Origin of the sequence: Streptomyces sp. NPDC008163 (assembly GCF_042956885.1) — a bacterium.
Lineage (GTDB): Bacteria > Actinomycetota > Actinomycetes > Streptomycetales > Streptomycetaceae > Streptomyces > Streptomyces drozdowiczii_A.
This window is the reverse complement of the sequence record NZ_JBIBHG010000011.1, coordinates 289,460-304,745: the sequence shown is the minus strand read 5'-3', so window position 1 is coordinate 304,745 and position 15,286 is coordinate 289,460. Positions and strand designations below refer to the sequence as shown.

General features: G+C 71.9%; 14 protein-coding genes. 11 read left to right on the top strand and 3 right to left on the bottom strand.

All coding sequences use genetic code 11. From position 1 onward, the window contains the following. Nucleotides 1–158 precede the first annotated feature (158 nt). From ACFZAT_RS24750 to ACFZAT_RS24710, 9 genes are all read left to right on the top strand, one after another. Nucleotides 159–869, top strand: a complete 711-nt coding sequence (locus ACFZAT_RS24750; RefSeq protein WP_391267265.1) for a ScbR family autoregulator-binding transcription factor — start codon at nucleotides 159–161, stop codon at nucleotides 867–869. A 123-nt stretch (nucleotides 870–992) separates the two neighbouring features. Beyond that, nucleotides 993–2,012 (top strand): substrate-binding domain-containing protein, encoded by a 1,020-nt coding sequence (locus tag ACFZAT_RS24745; RefSeq protein WP_391267136.1) that lies wholly within the window; start codon nucleotides 993–995, stop codon nucleotides 2,010–2,012. 90 nt (nucleotides 2,013–2,102) lie between these two features. Next, complete coding sequence (locus ACFZAT_RS24740) at nucleotides 2,103–3,395, top strand: extracellular solute-binding protein (protein ID WP_391267135.1); 1,293 nt, start codon at nucleotides 2,103–2,105, stop codon at nucleotides 3,393–3,395. Next, a complete protein-coding gene (locus ACFZAT_RS24735) occupies nucleotides 3,392–4,330 on the top strand; it encodes an ABC transporter permease subunit (RefSeq protein ID WP_391267133.1) in 939 nt (312 codons plus the stop codon). The genes ACFZAT_RS24740 and ACFZAT_RS24735 overlap by 4 nt, the downstream gene beginning before the upstream one ends. A 1-nt stretch (nucleotide 4,331) precedes the next feature. Continuing rightward, on the top strand, nucleotides 4,332–5,189 hold the full coding sequence (locus tag ACFZAT_RS24730) for an ABC transporter permease subunit (RefSeq protein WP_391267131.1): 858 nt from the start codon (nucleotides 4,332–4,334) through the stop codon (nucleotides 5,187–5,189). Nucleotides 5,190–5,194: 5 nt separating this feature from the next. Beyond that, entirely contained in the window at nucleotides 5,195–6,274 is a 1,080-nt protein-coding gene (locus tag ACFZAT_RS24725; protein ID WP_391267128.1) for a glycosidase, read from the top strand. Then, nucleotides 6,271–7,491 (top strand): Gfo/Idh/MocA family oxidoreductase, encoded by a 1,221-nt coding sequence (locus ACFZAT_RS24720; protein WP_391267126.1) that lies wholly within the window; start codon nucleotides 6,271–6,273, stop codon nucleotides 7,489–7,491. The genes ACFZAT_RS24725 and ACFZAT_RS24720 overlap by 4 nt, the downstream gene beginning before the upstream one ends. After that, entirely contained in the window at nucleotides 7,488–9,095 is a 1,608-nt protein-coding gene (locus tag ACFZAT_RS24715; RefSeq protein WP_391267123.1) for an alpha-amylase family glycosyl hydrolase, read from the top strand. Before ACFZAT_RS24720 ends, ACFZAT_RS24715 begins: the two co-directional genes overlap by 4 nt. Continuing rightward, entirely contained in the window at nucleotides 9,076–10,467 is a 1,392-nt protein-coding gene (locus ACFZAT_RS24710; RefSeq protein WP_391267121.1) for a phosphomannomutase/phosphoglucomutase, read from the top strand. Before ACFZAT_RS24715 ends, ACFZAT_RS24710 begins: the two co-directional genes overlap by 20 nt. Nucleotides 10,468–10,575: 108 nt before the next feature. On the opposite strand, the gene ACFZAT_RS24705 is transcribed toward ACFZAT_RS24710, so the two are convergent. Together ACFZAT_RS24705 and ACFZAT_RS24700 are read right to left on the bottom strand one after the other, a co-directional pair. Further along, nucleotides 10,576–11,082, bottom strand: a complete 507-nt coding sequence (locus ACFZAT_RS24705) for a hypothetical protein (RefSeq protein WP_391267120.1) — start codon at nucleotides 11,080–11,082, stop codon at nucleotides 10,576–10,578. A 137-nt stretch (nucleotides 11,083–11,219) separates the two neighbouring features. Continuing rightward, the gene (locus ACFZAT_RS24700) at nucleotides 11,220–11,873 is read right to left on the bottom strand and encodes a TetR family transcriptional regulator (RefSeq protein WP_391267119.1); all 654 of its coding nucleotides are present in this window, start codon (nucleotides 11,871–11,873) and stop codon (nucleotides 11,220–11,222) included. 227 nt (nucleotides 11,874–12,100) lie between these two features. Between ACFZAT_RS24700 and ACFZAT_RS24695 the strand changes: the two genes are divergently transcribed. Next, complete coding sequence (locus ACFZAT_RS24695) at nucleotides 12,101–14,002, top strand: RICIN domain-containing protein (protein WP_391267118.1); 1,902 nt, start codon at nucleotides 12,101–12,103, stop codon at nucleotides 14,000–14,002. Between the two features lie 65 nt (nucleotides 14,003–14,067). On the opposite strand, the gene ACFZAT_RS24690 is transcribed toward ACFZAT_RS24695, so the two are convergent. Next, the gene (locus ACFZAT_RS24690; protein ID WP_391267116.1) at nucleotides 14,068–14,355 is read right to left on the bottom strand and encodes a hypothetical protein; all 288 of its coding nucleotides are present in this window, start codon (nucleotides 14,353–14,355) and stop codon (nucleotides 14,068–14,070) included. A 173-nt stretch (nucleotides 14,356–14,528) separates the two neighbouring features. Between ACFZAT_RS24690 and ACFZAT_RS24685 the strand changes: the two genes are divergently transcribed. Further along, a complete protein-coding gene (locus ACFZAT_RS24685) occupies nucleotides 14,529–15,284 on the top strand; it encodes a (5-formylfuran-3-yl)methyl phosphate synthase (RefSeq protein ID WP_391267115.1) in 756 nt (251 codons plus the stop codon). Nucleotides 15,285–15,286 lie beyond the last annotated feature (2 nt).

Below are 15,286 nucleotides of genomic sequence, written 5' to 3'. Positions count from 1 at the left end.
GAACCGCCCGGCTGCGCGGCCGGGGCGATGAATAATAGGATCGTCGCGCGATGCGACTGCGCCCCTCACGAGGAGCGTGACGGCCTTTCACGTCGCTGCGCTAGCACGTATGAGCGAAGGTGGAACAAGTGCAGGACAGGGCGCGCGCTACCCGCAAAGTGCTGTTGGAATCGGCGGCACATCTATTCGTAGAACGGGGATATGCGGGCACGAGTGTCAATGACATAAGTGACCACTCGGGAAAGACCAGCGGCGCGATCTACTTCCATTACTCCAGCAAGGAAAAGCTCGCGCTCGCCGTCGTGCGCGAGCAGTTCGCCACCTGGCCACAGCTCGCCACCGCCTACGCCGCACCCGGCGTCCCCCCGCTGGAGAAGCTGGTGGCACTCAGCTTCCGCGTCGCCCAGTCCCTCAGCGAGGACGTCGTGGCCCGGGCCGGTGCGCGGCTGTGGGCGGAGCGCCGCACCATCGGGGTGCCCGTGCCGACGCCGTTCGGGTCCTGGGCACTGGCCTGCGCCCGGCTCCTCGCCCAGGCCCGGACGCGGGGTGAACTCGCGGACGGGGTCGAGCCGTCGGCGGCGGCCGTGGCACTGGTGTGCGGGTTCTACGGGCACTGCGCCCTGACCGATGAGCTGCCGGGAAAACGGGGCTGGCCGGAGCGGCTGGAGCAGTGGTGGCGGATGACCCTCGCCTCGCTCCAGGCGGAGCCGGATCCGGCGGGCCTGCTCGCCCGGGCCCGCACCCGCATCCCCGCACAGGCGGACGGCTCACGGGCGGGACGGCAGGACGGGCCCGCGCAAACGGACCTTTCGCCACAAGCGGACCTTTCACACGCCGGGCCGACGGTCACGCCACCCCCTCCCCGGTGACGGGCATCACAGGCTCCGAACTCTTGACGCCCTCCTTCCAAACCGGTTTGGTTGTCCTCGTTCGAGCAGTCAAACCGGTTTGAAGACACTCGTCTTCGGCCCGTGGCAAGGAAGTCCAGGCCCATGGCACGCAAGCCCACCATCGCGGATGTCGCCCGGCGGGCCGGTGTCTCACGCGCCACGGTCTCCTTCGCTCTGAACGACCGGCCCGGTGTCGCCGAGGAGACGAAGCTGCGGATCCTCGCGGCGAGCCAGGAGCTCGGCTGGACCCCCAGCCGTCAGGCCCGGGCCCTCTCGCTCGGCAAGGCCGGCGCCTTCGGGCTCGTCCTCGCCCGCGACGCGGAGCAGGTCGGGGCCGACCCCTTCTTCCCGGCGTTCATCGCCGGGGTCGAGGCGGTCATCGGGCAGCGCGGCGACGGGTTGATGATCCACATCACCGCCCCGGACGACGAGCAGGGCGTCTACCGGCGCCTCGCCTCGGAGCAGCAGGTGGACGGGGTCCTCCTCACCGACCTGCGCCGCGACGATCCGCGCCCCGCGCTGCTGCGGGAGCTCGGGCTGCCGGCCGTCGTGGTCGGCCAGCCCGAGTGGGGCGACGGGCTGACGGCGGTGAGCCTGGACGACGAGCCGGCGTACACGGCCGCCGTCCGCCACCTCGCGGAGCTGGGGCACCGGGACATCGCCCACGTCGAGGGGCCGCAGGAGCTGCTGCACGCCCACCGGCGCAGGACCGCGTGGGAGCAGACCCTGCGCACGCTCGGCCTGCCCGAAGGACCCGTGCTGCCCGGCGGGTTCACGCCCGAGGGCGGCGCGCGGGCGACCAGGCAGCTGCTGGCCTCGGCCGAGCCGCCGACCGCGATCGTCTACGGCAACGACCTGGCCGCTATGGCCGGGCTCTCGGTCGCGCAGGAGCTGGGCGTCCGGGTGCCCGACCAGTTGTCGCTGGTCGGTTACGACGACGCGCCGCTGACCCGGTACAGCTACCCGCCGCTCGCCTCCGCGCGGGCGGACGCCCGGGGCTGGGGCGAGGCGGCGGCCCGCGCGCTCGACGCGGTCGTCGCCGAGGGCGCCGCCGACCATGTGCGGCTGCCCCCGGCTCAGTTCGTGCCCCGGGCGTCGATGGGGCCGGCGCCCCGCCGGTGACGTAACAGGGGCAATCGACCGGTCGTGCTCGCGCCGACCGGCAATTCCGTGCGGCGACGAGGCCGCGCGTGAACAGTTCGGAGATCAATCATGCTGAGGAGAACGGCGTACGCGCTGCTCGTGCTCGCTCTCGCGGGCACGGCGACGGCCTGCGGCCGGTCGGCTCCCGATCCGGCCACCGCCGCCACGGCGCGCGGCCCGATCACGGTCTGGCTTTCCAACAACGCGCAGGAGGTGCAGTGGGGCAGGGCGATGGTCGCCGCGTGGAACAAGGCCCATCCCGGCCAGCACGTCACCGCGCAGCAGATCCCGGCGGGCAAGACCTCCGAGGAGGCCATCAGCGCCTCGATCATCGCGGGGACGACGGCCTGTCTCGCCTTCAACACCTCGCCGGCGGCGGTGCCGACGTTCCAGAAGCAGAACGGCCTCGTCTCCCTCAGTGACTTCCCGGACGGCGAGAAGTACATCGCCGGACGCGGCGGCTCCCTCACCGACCAGTACCGCTCCACCGACGGCAAGTTCTACCAGCTGCCGTGGAAGAGCAATCCGGTCATGATCCTCTACAACAAGAAGCTGTTCGCGAAGGCCGGTCTCGATCCCGAGCACCCGAAGCTGGCCACGTACAAGCAATTCCTCGAAACCTCCCGGACGCTCGTGCACAGCGGCGCCGCGAAGGCCGCGATATGGCCCTCACCGAGCAGTGACTTCTTCCAGCCCTGGTACGACTTCTATCCGGCGTTCGCCGCGCAGAGCGGCGGAAAGCAGCTGATCGAGAACGGCAGGCCGCAGTTCGACTCGGCGGCGGGCCGGCAGGTCGCGGCGTTCTGGCGCACCCTGTACGCGGAGAAGCTGGCGCCCCAGGAGCAGTATCCGGGCGACTCGCTCAACGACGGCAAGGCCGCCATGGCGACCGTGGGCCCGTGGGCGGTGGCCGCGTACAAGGACAACGTGGACATCGGCGTGGCACCGGTGCCGACCGCGGACGGCGGGAGCGGCAAGCACTCCTTCAGTGACGAGAAGTCCGCGGCGATGTTCAGCGCCTGCAAGAACCGGGGCACCGCCTGGGACGTGCTGAAGTTCGCGACCTCCGCCGCGCAGGACGGGAAGTTCCTCGACGCCACCGGCCAGATGCCGATGCGCGAGGACCTGACGGCGAAGTATCCCGGCTACTTCGCCGAGAACCCGACGTACAGGGCGTTCGCCGACCAGGCGCAGCGCGTCGTCGAGGTGCCGAACGTGCCGGGCTCCATCGACATCTGGCAGGCGTTCCGCGACGAGTGGACGAAGTCGGTCGTGTTCGGCCGCGAGTCCGCGGACGCGGGGCTGCGCAAGGCGTCGTCCGAGATCACCGACCTGCTGAACGAGTACGGGGACCCGTCATGAGCGTGAACCTGGACGCGGCGCCCGGCGCCGTACGCACGAGCGCACCCGCCCCGCGCGGCAAGGCACGGCGTGGCATCTCGCGGGCCGGCGCGCTGTTCGTGTCGCCGTACGTGCTGTTCATCGTGGTGGTCTTCGCGGTCCCGCTGGTCTACACGGTGTGGATCTCCTTCCACCGCTTCTACTTCACCGCGCCGGGCACGGACATCGACTCGCCGTGGGTGGGCCTGTCGAACTACCGGGACGTGTTCACCGACCCGGTCGTCGGGCAGGCGTTCCTCAACATCCTGATCTTCCTCGTCATCAACGTGCCGCTGACGGTGGGCCTCTCGCTGGTCCTGGCGGCGGCGCTGAACTCGAAGATCCGGGGGCGCGGCTTCTTCCGCGCCGCGTTCTACGTGCCGTATGTGACGGCGAGCGTGGCCCTGGTCGCCGTATGGCAGTTCCTGTTCGGCTCGGACGGGTTCGTCAACCACCTGCTCGGCTCGCACGCCCCGGATCCGTCCTGGCTGGTCAACTCGCATCTGGCGATGCCGATGATCGCCGCGTTCGTGACCTGGAAGCAGCTCGGCTTCTTCGTGATGCTGTACCTGGCGTCGCTGCAGAACGTCGGCAAGGAGCTGTACGAGGCGTCCGCCATGGACGGTGCGGGCAAGGTGCGGCAGTTCTTCTCGGTGACGGTGCCGGGCGTACGGCCGGCGACGACGCTCGTCGTGATCTACGCGATCATCACCGGCGCCAACCTGTTCAGCGAGCCGTATCTGCTGACCGGCGGTGGCGGACCCGACCACGCCTCCACCTCGCCCGTCCTGCTGATGTACCAGAAGGGCATCGAGCAGGGGCATCCCGACTTCGCGGCCGCTCTGGGCGTCGTACTCGTCGCCTTCGTGATGGTCGTGTCGATCGCCGCCCGCAAGCTCACCGAGAGGGGCGACTGACATGAGCGCCACCACCCGCAGGCCCGCCCGCCGCTCCGCCGGGGGCAGCGCCGTCCGCTACGTGCTGCTGTCGCTGGGCGCCGTCGCCTTCCTGTTCCCCTTCTACTACATGATCGTCGGCTCGCTGCGCGGCCAGACCGTCGGCGACCTGTCGGCGGCGGTCCCGTCCGGGCTGACCGGTGACAACTACGCGGCGGTCAACAGCGCGATCTCGCTGGGCCGGTCCCTGCTCAACTCGGGGATCATGACCATCGGGGTGCTGATCTGCACGCTGGTGTTCGGGGTGCTCGCCGGATACGCGCTGGCACAGCTGCGCTTCCGGGGCAAGGGGGCGGTCTTCGCGGCCCTCCTGCTCGTGCAGATGATCCCGTTCCAGCTGCTGACGCTGCCGCTGTACGTCCTGGTCGTCCGCGACTACGGACTCGGCGACAACTACCTGGGCATGATCCTGCCGTTCGCGATCAACTCGACGGCCGTGTTCCTGTTCCGCCAGTTCTTCGCGCAGATGCCGCAGTCGCTCTTCGAGGCGGCCCGCATCGACGGCGCGAGCGAGCTGCGCATCCTGTGGAGGATCGCGCTGCCGATGGCACGCCCGGCCGTGCTGACCGCACTGCTGCTGACGTTCATCGGCCCGTGGAACGAGTTCCTGTGGCCGTTCCTCGTCACCAAGAACGCGGACATGCAGCCGCTGGCCGTCTCGCTCGCGAGCTTCCTCTCCAACCTTCAGGGCACGGTGGCCAATCCGTCCGGTGCCCTGCTGGCCGGCGCCTGTGTGCTGGCCCTCCCCGCGGTGATCCTGTTCCTCCTGTTCCAGCGCCACTTCACCTCTACCGACATCGATTCCGGAGTAAAGGGCTGATCGCCATGAGCACCACCACCACCGCCACCCACATCCCCTACCGCATGGTGCGCAAGGGTGTGGTCATGTCCCCGCTGGCCGGTGAGGCGAACGAGGTCGAGGGCGTCCTGAACCCCGCCTCCGGCCGCACCCCGGACGGCACCCTGCACCTGCTGCCGCGCCTGGTCGCCGAGGGCAACGTCTCCCGCGTCGGCCTCGCCGAGGTGACCTTCGACGGGGCGGGCGTCCCGAACGGCGTCGAGCGCCGCGGTACCGTCCTCTCCCCCGACGAGGGCTGGGAGCGCGGCAAGAACAACGCCGGGGTCGAGGACCCGCGCGTCACCTGGATCCCGTCGCTCGGCAAGCACGTCATGAGCTACGTGGCCTACGGCCCGCTCGGCCCGAAGCCGGCGCTCGCCGTGTCCGGGAACCTCACCGACTGGACCCGTCTCGGCCCGATCCAGTTCGCCTACCAGCCGGACCTGGACACCGACCTCAACCTCTTCCCGAACAAGGACGTCGTCCACTTCCCCGAGCCGGTCCCGGGCCCGGACGGCGAGATGGCGTACGCCATGCTGCACCGCCCGATGTGGGACCTGGGCTGGTTCCGGCCGGGTGAGGGCGTCCACCTGCCCGCCGGTGTCACCGACGAGCGCCCCGGCATCTGGATCAGCTATGTCCCCGTCGCCGAGGTGGAGGCCGACATCTCCGCGCTGACCCGGCCGCGCGACCACAGGCTGCTGGCCCTGTCCGAGTACCCGTGGGAGTCCCTGAAGATCGGCGGCGGCCCCGCCCCGATCCGGGTGCCCGAGGGCTGGCTGCTCATCCACCACGGCGTGTCGGGCTCCATCGAGGACCCGTGGGCGCAGAACCAGGACGTGTCGTACGCGGCCGGCGCGATGATCCTCGACCCGGCCGACCCGTCCCGCGTCCTCGCCCGCTCGGACCAGCCGCTGATGGCGCCGGAGACCGAGGAGGAGCGCTCGGGCACCGTCCCGAACGTCGTCTTCCCCACGGCGATCGAGGAGATCGACGGCGAGCTGTACGTGTTCTACGGCATGGCCGACGCGCACATCGGCGTGGCCCTCCTGGAGCGCACGGCATGACAGAAGGCGCCCTCGGTATCGGCCTGGCCGGCTGCGGCGGGTTCGCGGAGTTCGTCCTCGACGCGATCGCCGGGCTGCCCGGTCTGCGGCTCGCGGCGGTCGCCGACCCTTCGCCGGAGCGGGCCCGGCTGCTCGGTGAGCGGCACGGCGTTCCGGCGCTGGGTTCGCTGGACGAGCTCCTTCGGCGGGACGACGTGGCGGCCGTACTGATCGCCACCCCGCCCGCGACCCACGCCGCGATGGCCACGGCCGCGCTGCGCGCGGGGCGCCATGTCTTCTGCGAGAAGCCTCTCGCCACCACGACCGAGGACGCCTCGGCGGTCGTCCACGAGGCGAGGCGCGCCGGGCGTGCCCTGGTCGTGGACCATGTGCTGCGCTACAACCCGCTGCTGCGGGCGGTGGAGCGGCTGACCGGGCGGGGGCTGCTCGCGCCGCCGCGCCGGTTCCTGTTCGAGAACGACGCGTCCGACGAGGACCTGGGCCCCGGCCACTGGTTCTGGGACGCGGCGCACAGCGGCGGCATCTTCATCGAGCACGGCGTCCACTTCTTCGACGCCGCCCGCGCCCTCCTCGGCACCGATCCGCTGAGCGTGCGGGCCACCGCGGTCGGCCGCCCAGGCGGCCCGGTCGACATGGTCAGCGCCGATGTGGTGCACCCCGGGGGCGTCCTCGCCTCGCACCTCCACTCCTTCACGCACGCCCATCGCGCCGAGCGGCAGCTGATGCGCCTGGACCACGGGTTCGCGGAGACGCGGATCAGCGGCTGGATCCCCGTGCACGCGGAAATCACCGCGTGGGTGGACGAGGACGGCGCCCGTGCCTGGGAGGAGTTGCCGGAGCTGCGGGACGACCTGCTGGCCGTCGAGGGGTTCCGGCCCGGCGGCGGCGAGCGGATCACCGTGCGCGTGGAGCGGGACGCCGGGTCCGCCGCGCCGGCCCGTGGCCGGGGCGAGGAGCGCACCGTGCCGCACCGCGTGACCGCCGTCCTGGACCTGGGCGGCGAGCCGCGCAAGCCGTACGTGTACGCGCAGAGCGTGCGCGCCGCGATGGCCGATCTGGTGCGGGCGGTCCGCACGGGTGAGCCCCCGGTGGCCGGCCCGGTCAGCGGTTTCGCGGCGGTCGCGGTCGCCGAGGCGGCCACGGTCGCCGCCGCGACCGGCGCCGAGCAGCGGGTCCTGTCCCCCCGCCCGGCCCTCTTCGAAGGAGTTCCCGCATGAGCTGGTGGCAGGACATGGTCTGCTACGAGGTGTACCCCCGGTCCTTCGCCGACTCGGACGGGGACGGCACGGGCGACCTCGTAGGCCTGACCGCGCGCCTGGAACACATCCGGGACCTGGGCGCGGACGCCGTGTGGTGCACCCCGTTCTACCCGTCGCCGCTGGCCGACGGCGGCTACGACATCTCCGACTACACGGGTGTCGCCCCGGACCTGGGGACGGACGCGGACGCCGGACGGCTGACGGCCCGCGCCCACGAGCTGGGCCTCAAGCTCATCGTGGACCTCGTCCCGAACCACACGTCGGACCGCCACCCGTGGTTCCTGGACGCGCTCGCCGCCGGCCCGGGATCGGCGGAGCGGGAGATGTACCTGTTCCGGGCGGGCCGGGGCGAGGCCGGCGAACTGCCGCCGAACGACTGGCAGTCGGCGTTCGGCGGTCCGGCCTGGACGCGGGCCGCGGACGGCGAGTGGTACTGCCATCTGCACGCCCCCGAGCAGCCCGACCTGAACTGGCGCAATCCGAAGGTCCGCGACGCGTTCATGGAGGTCCTGCGCTACTGGCTCGACCGGGGCGTGGACGGCTTCCGGGTGGACGTGGCGCACGCCCTGTTCAAGGCGGAGGGCCTGCCGGACGCCGGGCCCGGGCAGCACGCCGACCCGCTGCGCAACCACCTGATGCCGTACTACGACCAGGAGGAATTGCACCCGCTGTACCGCGAGTGGCGGGCGCTGCTCGACACGCATCCGGCGCCGCCGGGCGCGGTGGCGCCGGACGACCGGGTGATGGTCGCGGAGTCGGCCGTGTTCGATCCGGCGCGGCTGGCCCGCTACATCCGGCCCGACGAGATGCACCAGGCGTTCAACTTCGCGTTTCTGGAAGCGGCTTGGGATCCGGCGGAGCTGCGCCGCGTCATCGACGACTCGTTCGGTGTGCCGGGCGCGGCCGTCACCTGGCTGCTCTCCAGCCATGACGCGGTGCGCCCGGTCACCCGGTACGGATCCCCGGCGCGGGCCCGCGCCGCCGCGCTGCTGATGCTGGCGCTGCCCGGCTCCGCGTACCTCTACCAGGGCGAGGAGCTGGGCCTGCCGCAGGCCGATGTGCCCGTCGACCGCATCCGCGACCCGTTGTGGGAGCGGTCCGGCCGCACGGAGCGCGGGCGCGACGGGGCGCGGGTGCCGATGCCGTGGGCCGGCGCGCGGGCGCCGTACGGCTTCACCACGGCGGACGCCGGGGCCACCTGGCTGCCGCAGCCCGATGGCTGGGCCGGTCTCACTGTCGCCGCGCAGGAGACGGACCCCGGCTCGACGCTCGCCCTGTACCGTGCGGCGCTGCGGCTGCGCCGCGCCCATCCGGCCCCTGACCCGGCGGCGCCGCCCGTCTGGCTCTCGGAGCCGGGCGCGCCCGTCCTGGTGTTCCGGCGCGGGGAGTTGGGGTGCGCCGTCAATCTTGGCGCCGCGCCCGTACGTACGCTCGGGCGCCCGCTGCTCAGCAGTGGACCGCTCGACGGGGACGCCCTGCCGCCCGACACCGCCGTGTGGTTCCTCGCCCCGCCCTCTTTCCGTACCGCCCATGGAGACACCGATGACGACGCCCGTGACTGACCCGACGCCCCGGACCGACCTGTCGGGGCTCGTCAAGGCGTACGACGTGCGCGGTGTGGTGCCGGACCAGTGGGACGAGACGACGGCGGAGCTGTTCGGTGCCGCGTTCGTCCGGGTGACCGGCGCGGACGCGATCGTGACGGGGCACGACATGCGGCCCTCCTCCCCCGGTCTCGCCGGGGCGTTCGCGCGCGGCGCCGCGGCGCAGGGTGCCGACGTCACGGAGATCGGGCTCTGCTCGACGGACCAGCTGTACTACGCGTCGGGCTCGCTGGGCCTCGCCGGTGCGATGTTCACCGCCTCGCACAACCCGGCCCGCTACAACGGAATCAAGCTGTGCCGGGCGGGTGCGGAGCCGGTCGGCCAGGACACCGGGCTCGCCGAGATCCGCGCGCTCGTGGAGCGGTGGACGGACGAGGGCGCCCCGGCCCCGGCCGCCCGCGCGGGAGGCGTCACCGGCCGGGACACCCGGGCCGGATACGCCGCGTATCTGCACTCCCTGGTGGACCTGTCCGCGATCCGCCCGCTGAAGGTGGTGGTGGACGCGGGCAACGGCATGGGCGGCCACACGGTCCCGACGGTGCTCGCGGGGCTGCCGCTGACGGTGGTGCCGATGTACTTCGAGCTGGACGGCACGTTCCCGAACCACGAGGCCAACCCGCTGGAGCCGGCGAACATCGTGGACCTCCAGGCCCGGGTGCGTGCCGAGGGCGCCGATCTCGGGCTGGCCTTCGACGGGGACGCGGACCGCTGCTTCGTGGTGGACGAGAACGGCGCCCCGGTCTCGCCGTCGGCGATCACGGCCCTGGTCGCGTCGCGCGAGCTGGCGCGGCACCCGGGCGCGGCCGTCATCCACAACCTCATCACCTCGCGCGCGGTGCCCGAGGTGATCCGCGCGGCGGGCGGCACACCGGTCCGTACCCGGGTCGGCCACTCGTTCATCAAGGCCGAAATGGCCCGGACCGGGGCCGCGTTCGGCGGCGAGCACTCCGCGCACTACTACTTCCGCGACTTCTGGAACGCGGACACGGGCATGCTGGCGGCGCTCCACGTCCTCGCCGCGCTCGGCGGCCAGGACGGCCCGCTGTCCGCGCTGACCAGCCGCTACGAGCGGTACGCCGCGTCCGGCGAAGTCAACTCCACGGTCACCGACCAGGCCGCCCGTACAGCGGCGGTGCGCGCGGTGTGGGAGTCCCGCCCCGGCGTCACGGCGGACACCCTGGACGGCCTCACCGTCGGCGGCGCGGACTGGTGGTTCAACCTCCGCCCGTCCAACACGGAACCGCTGCTGCGGCTCAACGTGGAGGCGCGCACGCAGGAGTTGATGGAGCAGGTCCGCGACGAGGTGCTGGCGGCGGTGCGCGAAGCCTGACGGACACACCCGGGCCCCGGCGGTTTCTTCCGCGAGGAGGACGAGACCCGGCCGACGGTCTTCGTGACGGGGCCCACGACGCGCTGAAACCGTGACGGCCGCCCGGTCTCAGCCGGCGCTGTCCGTCAGGGTGACGGTGAGGGTGTCCTCGTCGCGGGTGAGGTGCTCGATGCTGACCGAGCCCTCCGCACCGTTGTAGCCGCCGGTGCCGCCGGTGACGGCGAACTCGTGGGTCCAGCGGCGCGAGCCCAGCGGCAGCTCGGTCACGGCGGGGAGCGGGCGCTGGAAGGCGGTGGAGGCCGTGATCATCCCGTCGGCGAGGTCCAGGACCAGGGTCGCCATGACGAAGGCGCCGTCGGGCCCCACGGTGACGGGCAGGCAGTGCGCATTCTCGGTGCCGGCGGCGCGGCCCTCGGTGTCCGTCAGTTCGTAGCGCACGTAGTACGGGACGCCGACGGTCAGCACGTCCGGGATGTTCGCGCCGGTGCGCCTGCCGTCGAGGGTGAACTGCCGGTCGGCCCTGCGCGTCGCGTGGGCGGTTCCGGCGGCTCCGGCCGCCAGTCCCCCGGTGATCGTCGCCGCCGAGGTCAGTCGCATCATGCTTCTGCGGTCCATGCGGGTCATCCGTGCCTCACACCCTTGCTCGTCTCCTGCGCGGTGCGCGGTCGCACCCCATGGCCAACGGCGTCCGGGAGCGGAACGGATCGACCTCCGCCGGAAGATCACCGGAACGCAGGAGCCCTATGGGCCGTTCAGCCGTTCGCGCCGAAGCGGTCCGGGGCCAGCGTCCTGAGCAGGGCGTTGACGACCAGGTCCGTCGAGGCGGCCATGTCCACGGCGCCGGGCGCGAGCAGCCACTGGACCTGGAGGCCGTCCATCACGGCGATGATCGCGTCGGCGGCGTGCGCGACCTGTTCCGTCCCGTCGTCGGGGAGGCCGCACGCCTCGCGGAGGGCGTCGGCGACGAGGCCTCGCAGCCCGTCGTAGCGGTCCCGGAAGTACTCCTGCGCCGGGTGGTCGTCCGTGACGGACTCCGCCGACAGGACGGCGTACAGACGCACGATGCCCTCGCGTTCGGCGTTGCGGACCGCCGTGTCGACCAGGTGGCGCAGGAACGCCAGGCCCTGGGGGCGGTCCGGGCCGAGCTGCTGGATGTCCGACTGGTCGCGCAGTTCGAGGACGCTGGTGAGCAGGAGCGCCTTGGACCGGAAGTAGTGCAGGACACCGGCCTGGGTGAGGCCGACCCGGTCGGCGATCTCGGCGAGCGAGGCGTTGTTGTAGCCACGGGCGGCGAAGGTGTCCATCGCGATGTGCAGGATGTCCCGCTGCCGCTGCTGGGCTTCCGGGCTCCTGGGCGTGCGGGGTTTGGCCGACCGGCCGGACCTGCCTGCTGACTGGTTGCTCACCGGCACAGCTTAGACCGGCCGGAACAGGGGTCAACGGGGGCGTCCGGCCCGCTGACCTGGGGTCGGCGGGGGCGCGGAAACCGCCCGCACCAATGCGCGCACGACTACTTACTAACCACTTAGTGGGTGTGCTTTCATATCGCCGTCGTCCACGGAGCCGCGGCCCGCTGCGGTGTCCGGGGGACGCGCCATGTCCTCCCCCAGGCATGACCGAAGGAGAGCCGCACATGTCCCACGACACTCCCCCACGCCCCCGGGCGCGCGCCGCAGGCGCGGCCCTGGCGATGGCCGTCGCAGCCGTCGGCCTGGCCGGCGGCGGTACGGCAGCGCAGGCCGCCGACCCCACGGCTCAGGTATGGGTCACCACCCCCGACGGCGCGAAGAGGCTGTCCGCAGAGGGCTCCGTCGCCTTCACGGGCTCGCCGCAGAGCGTCGACATCCGCGTCGACGCCAACAGCAAGGGCCAGAAGTTCACCGGGGCGGGCGCCTCGGTCACCGGGGCCTCGGCCCACCTGATCCAGGGCCTGCCGCAGGACAAGCGGAACGCGCTGATGAGCTCGCTGTTCTCGTCCGCCGGCGACGGCATCGGGCTCAGCTATCTGCGCCAGCCGCTCGGCAGCAGCGACTTCAACGCGGACAACAGCCTCTACACGTACGAGGACACCCGCGGCTCCTTCTCCATCGACCGGGACAAGGCCGAGATCATCCCGGTCCTGAAGCAGGCCACCTCGGTCAACCCGGCCATCCGCTTCATGGGCACGCCCTGGTCGCCGCCCGCCTGGATGAAGACCAACAACGCGCTGAACGGCGGCAGCCTCAAGACGGACAGCTACCAGGCATACGCCGACTACCTGGTCAAGGCGATCAAGGCGTACGCGCAGCAGGGCATCACGCTGACCGACCTCACCGTGCAGAACGAGCCCGAGTTCGCCGCGAGTTACCCGTCGATGACCATGTCGTCGTCCCAGCAGGCGGAATTCTTCAAGGTGCTCGACCGTACGCTGACGGCGGCGAACCTGCCGACGAACCTGCTGGCCTTCGACCACAACTGGGACCACCCCAACTACCCGTTGGAGGTGTTCAACGGGACCCCGGGCATGAGCCGGGTGATCGGCGCCGCGTTCCACTGCTACGGCGGCAACCCGTCCGCCCAGCAGCAGGTCGTCAACGCCGGGAAGCGGGTCTTCTTCACCGAGTGCTCCGGTACGGAGAGCGCCGACCGGTCCACCACGTTCGCCGACACCCTCAAGTGGCACGCCGAGAACCTCGTCGTGCAGAACATGCGCAACGGCGGCGAGACGGTCATCGACTGGAACCTGGCCCTGGACCAGAACGGCGGCCCCCACCAGGGCGGTTGCTCGGACCGCTGCAACGGCGTCGTGGAGATCGCGAACGGCAACGTGACGCGCAACGCCGAGTTCTACGTGCTGGGCCAGCTCGCCAAGTTCGTCAAGCCCGGCGCCACCCGCATCGGCTCGACCAGCCAGGGCAACGGCGGGGTGGAGAACGTCGCCTTCCAGAACCCGGACGGCACCCGTGCCGCGTACGTCGTCAACTCGGCCACGAGCGCGCAGAAGTTCTCACTGACCGACAACGGCAGGTCGCTCGTCTACACGCTGCCCGCGGGCGCGGTCGCCACCTTCGTGTGGAGCGGCACCGACGGCGGCACCACGGAGCCTCCCGCAGGCTCCATCGACTCGTCCGCCTGGTACCGGGTGAAGAACGCCAACAGCGGTGCCTGCCTGGACGCCGCCGACTGGGGCACCGCCGACGGGACCGCGCTCCAGCAGTGGAGCTGCACCACCGGCGCCAACCAGGGCTGGCAGTTCCGGTCCGCCGGTGACGGCACCTACCAGGTCGTCAACCGGCACAACAGCAAGGTGTGGGACGTCGACGGCGGCCCCGGCGCGACCGCGTCCGGCACCCGGGTGCACCTGTGGTCCTACGTGGGCGGCACCAACCAGCAGTGGCGGGCGGAGCCCTCCGGCACGGCCGGCCGCTACCGCTTCGTCGCCCGCAACAGCGGCAAGTGCCTGGCCGTGGACGGTGCGTCCACCGCCAACGGGGCGCACCTCTCGCAGCAGCCGTGCGACGGATCAGCGGCCCAGACGTTCTCCCTGGAGAGCTGAGCACCCCGGCCGTGTGCCCCCGCGAGCGGTCCGCTCGCGGGGGCTTCGCGCGTCCGCCGCCGGGCTCAGCCGAGTCCGCGATGGGCCGCCCACAGCGTGCCGGCGCGGCTCGCCCCCTCGGCGACGAGGGCCGCCAGTTCCGGCCGGTCGGGCACCGGGAACGACACATAGGCGCCGCGTCCGCCCTCCACCGGACGCCCGTACGCCTTCGCGGCCAGGCGGCCGTCGGGCAGGAGCCGGATGTTGAGGGTGGTGAGCTGGAACTCCGTCCCGCGCCGGGTGTCGGTCCAGCGGAGCTCCGCCGGGATCGTGATGTTGACCGCCAGCGCGCTCACTTCCAGGTCTGTGCTCATCCCCGCATGATCCCACGCGCCTCCGCGCGCCGGGGCGTGCGGCGCTGTGCGCTCGGGCCGCCGTGCTCCCGGGGGTCTCCGCACGCTCTACCGGGGGCCCTGGGCGGCGGAAATGATAAGCGCACCGCAGGTCAACCTGGTGATCCGCACCCCTGCGGCGGAAGGAGCCCAAGGTGTTGCTTCTCATCTCTCCGGACAGCGTCGAGGAAGCCGTCGACTGCGCGAAGGCGGCGGAGTATCTGGACATCGTCGATGTGAAGAAGCCCGACGAGGGGTCGCTCGGCGCCAATTTCCCCTGGGTGATCAGGGAGATCCGGGAGGCGGTGCCGGCCGGCAAGCCGGTGTCCGCGACCGTGGGCGACGTTCCGTACAAGCCCGGCACGGTGGCCCAGGCGGCGCTGGGGGCCGTCGTCTCGGGTGCCACGTACATCAAGGTCGGGCTCTACGGGTGCACCACTCCCGAGCAGGGGATCGAGGTGATGCGGGCGGTCGTGCGGGCGGTGAAGGACTACCGCCCCGAGGCCCTGGTCGTCGCCTCGGGCTATGCCGACGCCCACCGCGTCGGCTGCGTCAACCCGCTCGCGCTGCCCGACATCGCCGCCCGGTCCGGCGCCGACGCGGCCATGCTCGACACGGCGATCAAGGACGGCTCACGGCTGTTCGACCACGTACCGCCGGACGTCTGCGCCGAGTTCGTCGGACTCGCCCACGCCTCCGGGCTGCTCGCGGCCCTCGCGGGCAGCGTGAAGCAGGCGGACCTCGCCACGCTGACCCGGATCGGCACGGACATCGTGGGGGTGCGCGGGGCGGTCTGCGAGGGCGGTGACCGCAATGCCGGAAGGATTCAGCCGCATCTGGTGGCCGCGTTCCGGGCGGAGATGGACCGGCATGCCCGGGAGTTCGCGGCCGGCGTCACCCTCGCGGGCTGACC

Bases quoted from the DNA above. Each gene is read 5' to 3' on its own strand.
- ACFZAT_RS24735 (WP_391267133.1), top strand. From the start codon at position 3,392: ATGAGCGTGAACCTGGACGCGGCGCCCGGCGCCGTACGCACGAGCGCA.
- ACFZAT_RS24745 (WP_391267136.1), top strand. From the start codon at position 993: ATGGCACGCAAGCCCACCATCGCGGATGTCGCCCGGCGGGCCGGTGTC.
- ACFZAT_RS24730 (WP_391267131.1), top strand. From the start codon at position 4,332: ATGAGCGCCACCACCCGCAGGCCCGCCCGCCGCTCCGCCGGGGGCAGC.
- ACFZAT_RS24725 (WP_391267128.1), top strand. From the start codon at position 5,195: ATGAGCACCACCACCACCGCCACCCACATCCCCTACCGCATGGTGCGC.
- ACFZAT_RS24690 (WP_391267116.1), bottom strand. From the start codon at position 14,355: ATGAGCACAGACCTGGAAGTGAGCGCGCTGGCGGTCAACATCACGATC.
- ACFZAT_RS24705 (WP_391267120.1), bottom strand. From the start codon at position 11,082: ATGGACCGCAGAAGCATGATGCGACTGACCTCGGCGGCGACGATCACC.
- ACFZAT_RS24710 (WP_391267121.1), top strand. From the start codon at position 9,076: ATGACGACGCCCGTGACTGACCCGACGCCCCGGACCGACCTGTCGGGG.
- ACFZAT_RS24715 (WP_391267123.1), top strand. From the start codon at position 7,488: ATGAGCTGGTGGCAGGACATGGTCTGCTACGAGGTGTACCCCCGGTCC.
- ACFZAT_RS24720 (WP_391267126.1), top strand. From the start codon at position 6,271: ATGACAGAAGGCGCCCTCGGTATCGGCCTGGCCGGCTGCGGCGGGTTC.
- ACFZAT_RS24695 (WP_391267118.1), top strand. From the start codon at position 12,101: ATGTCCCACGACACTCCCCCACGCCCCCGGGCGCGCGCCGCAGGCGCG.
- ACFZAT_RS24740 (WP_391267135.1), top strand. From the start codon at position 2,103: ATGCTGAGGAGAACGGCGTACGCGCTGCTCGTGCTCGCTCTCGCGGGC.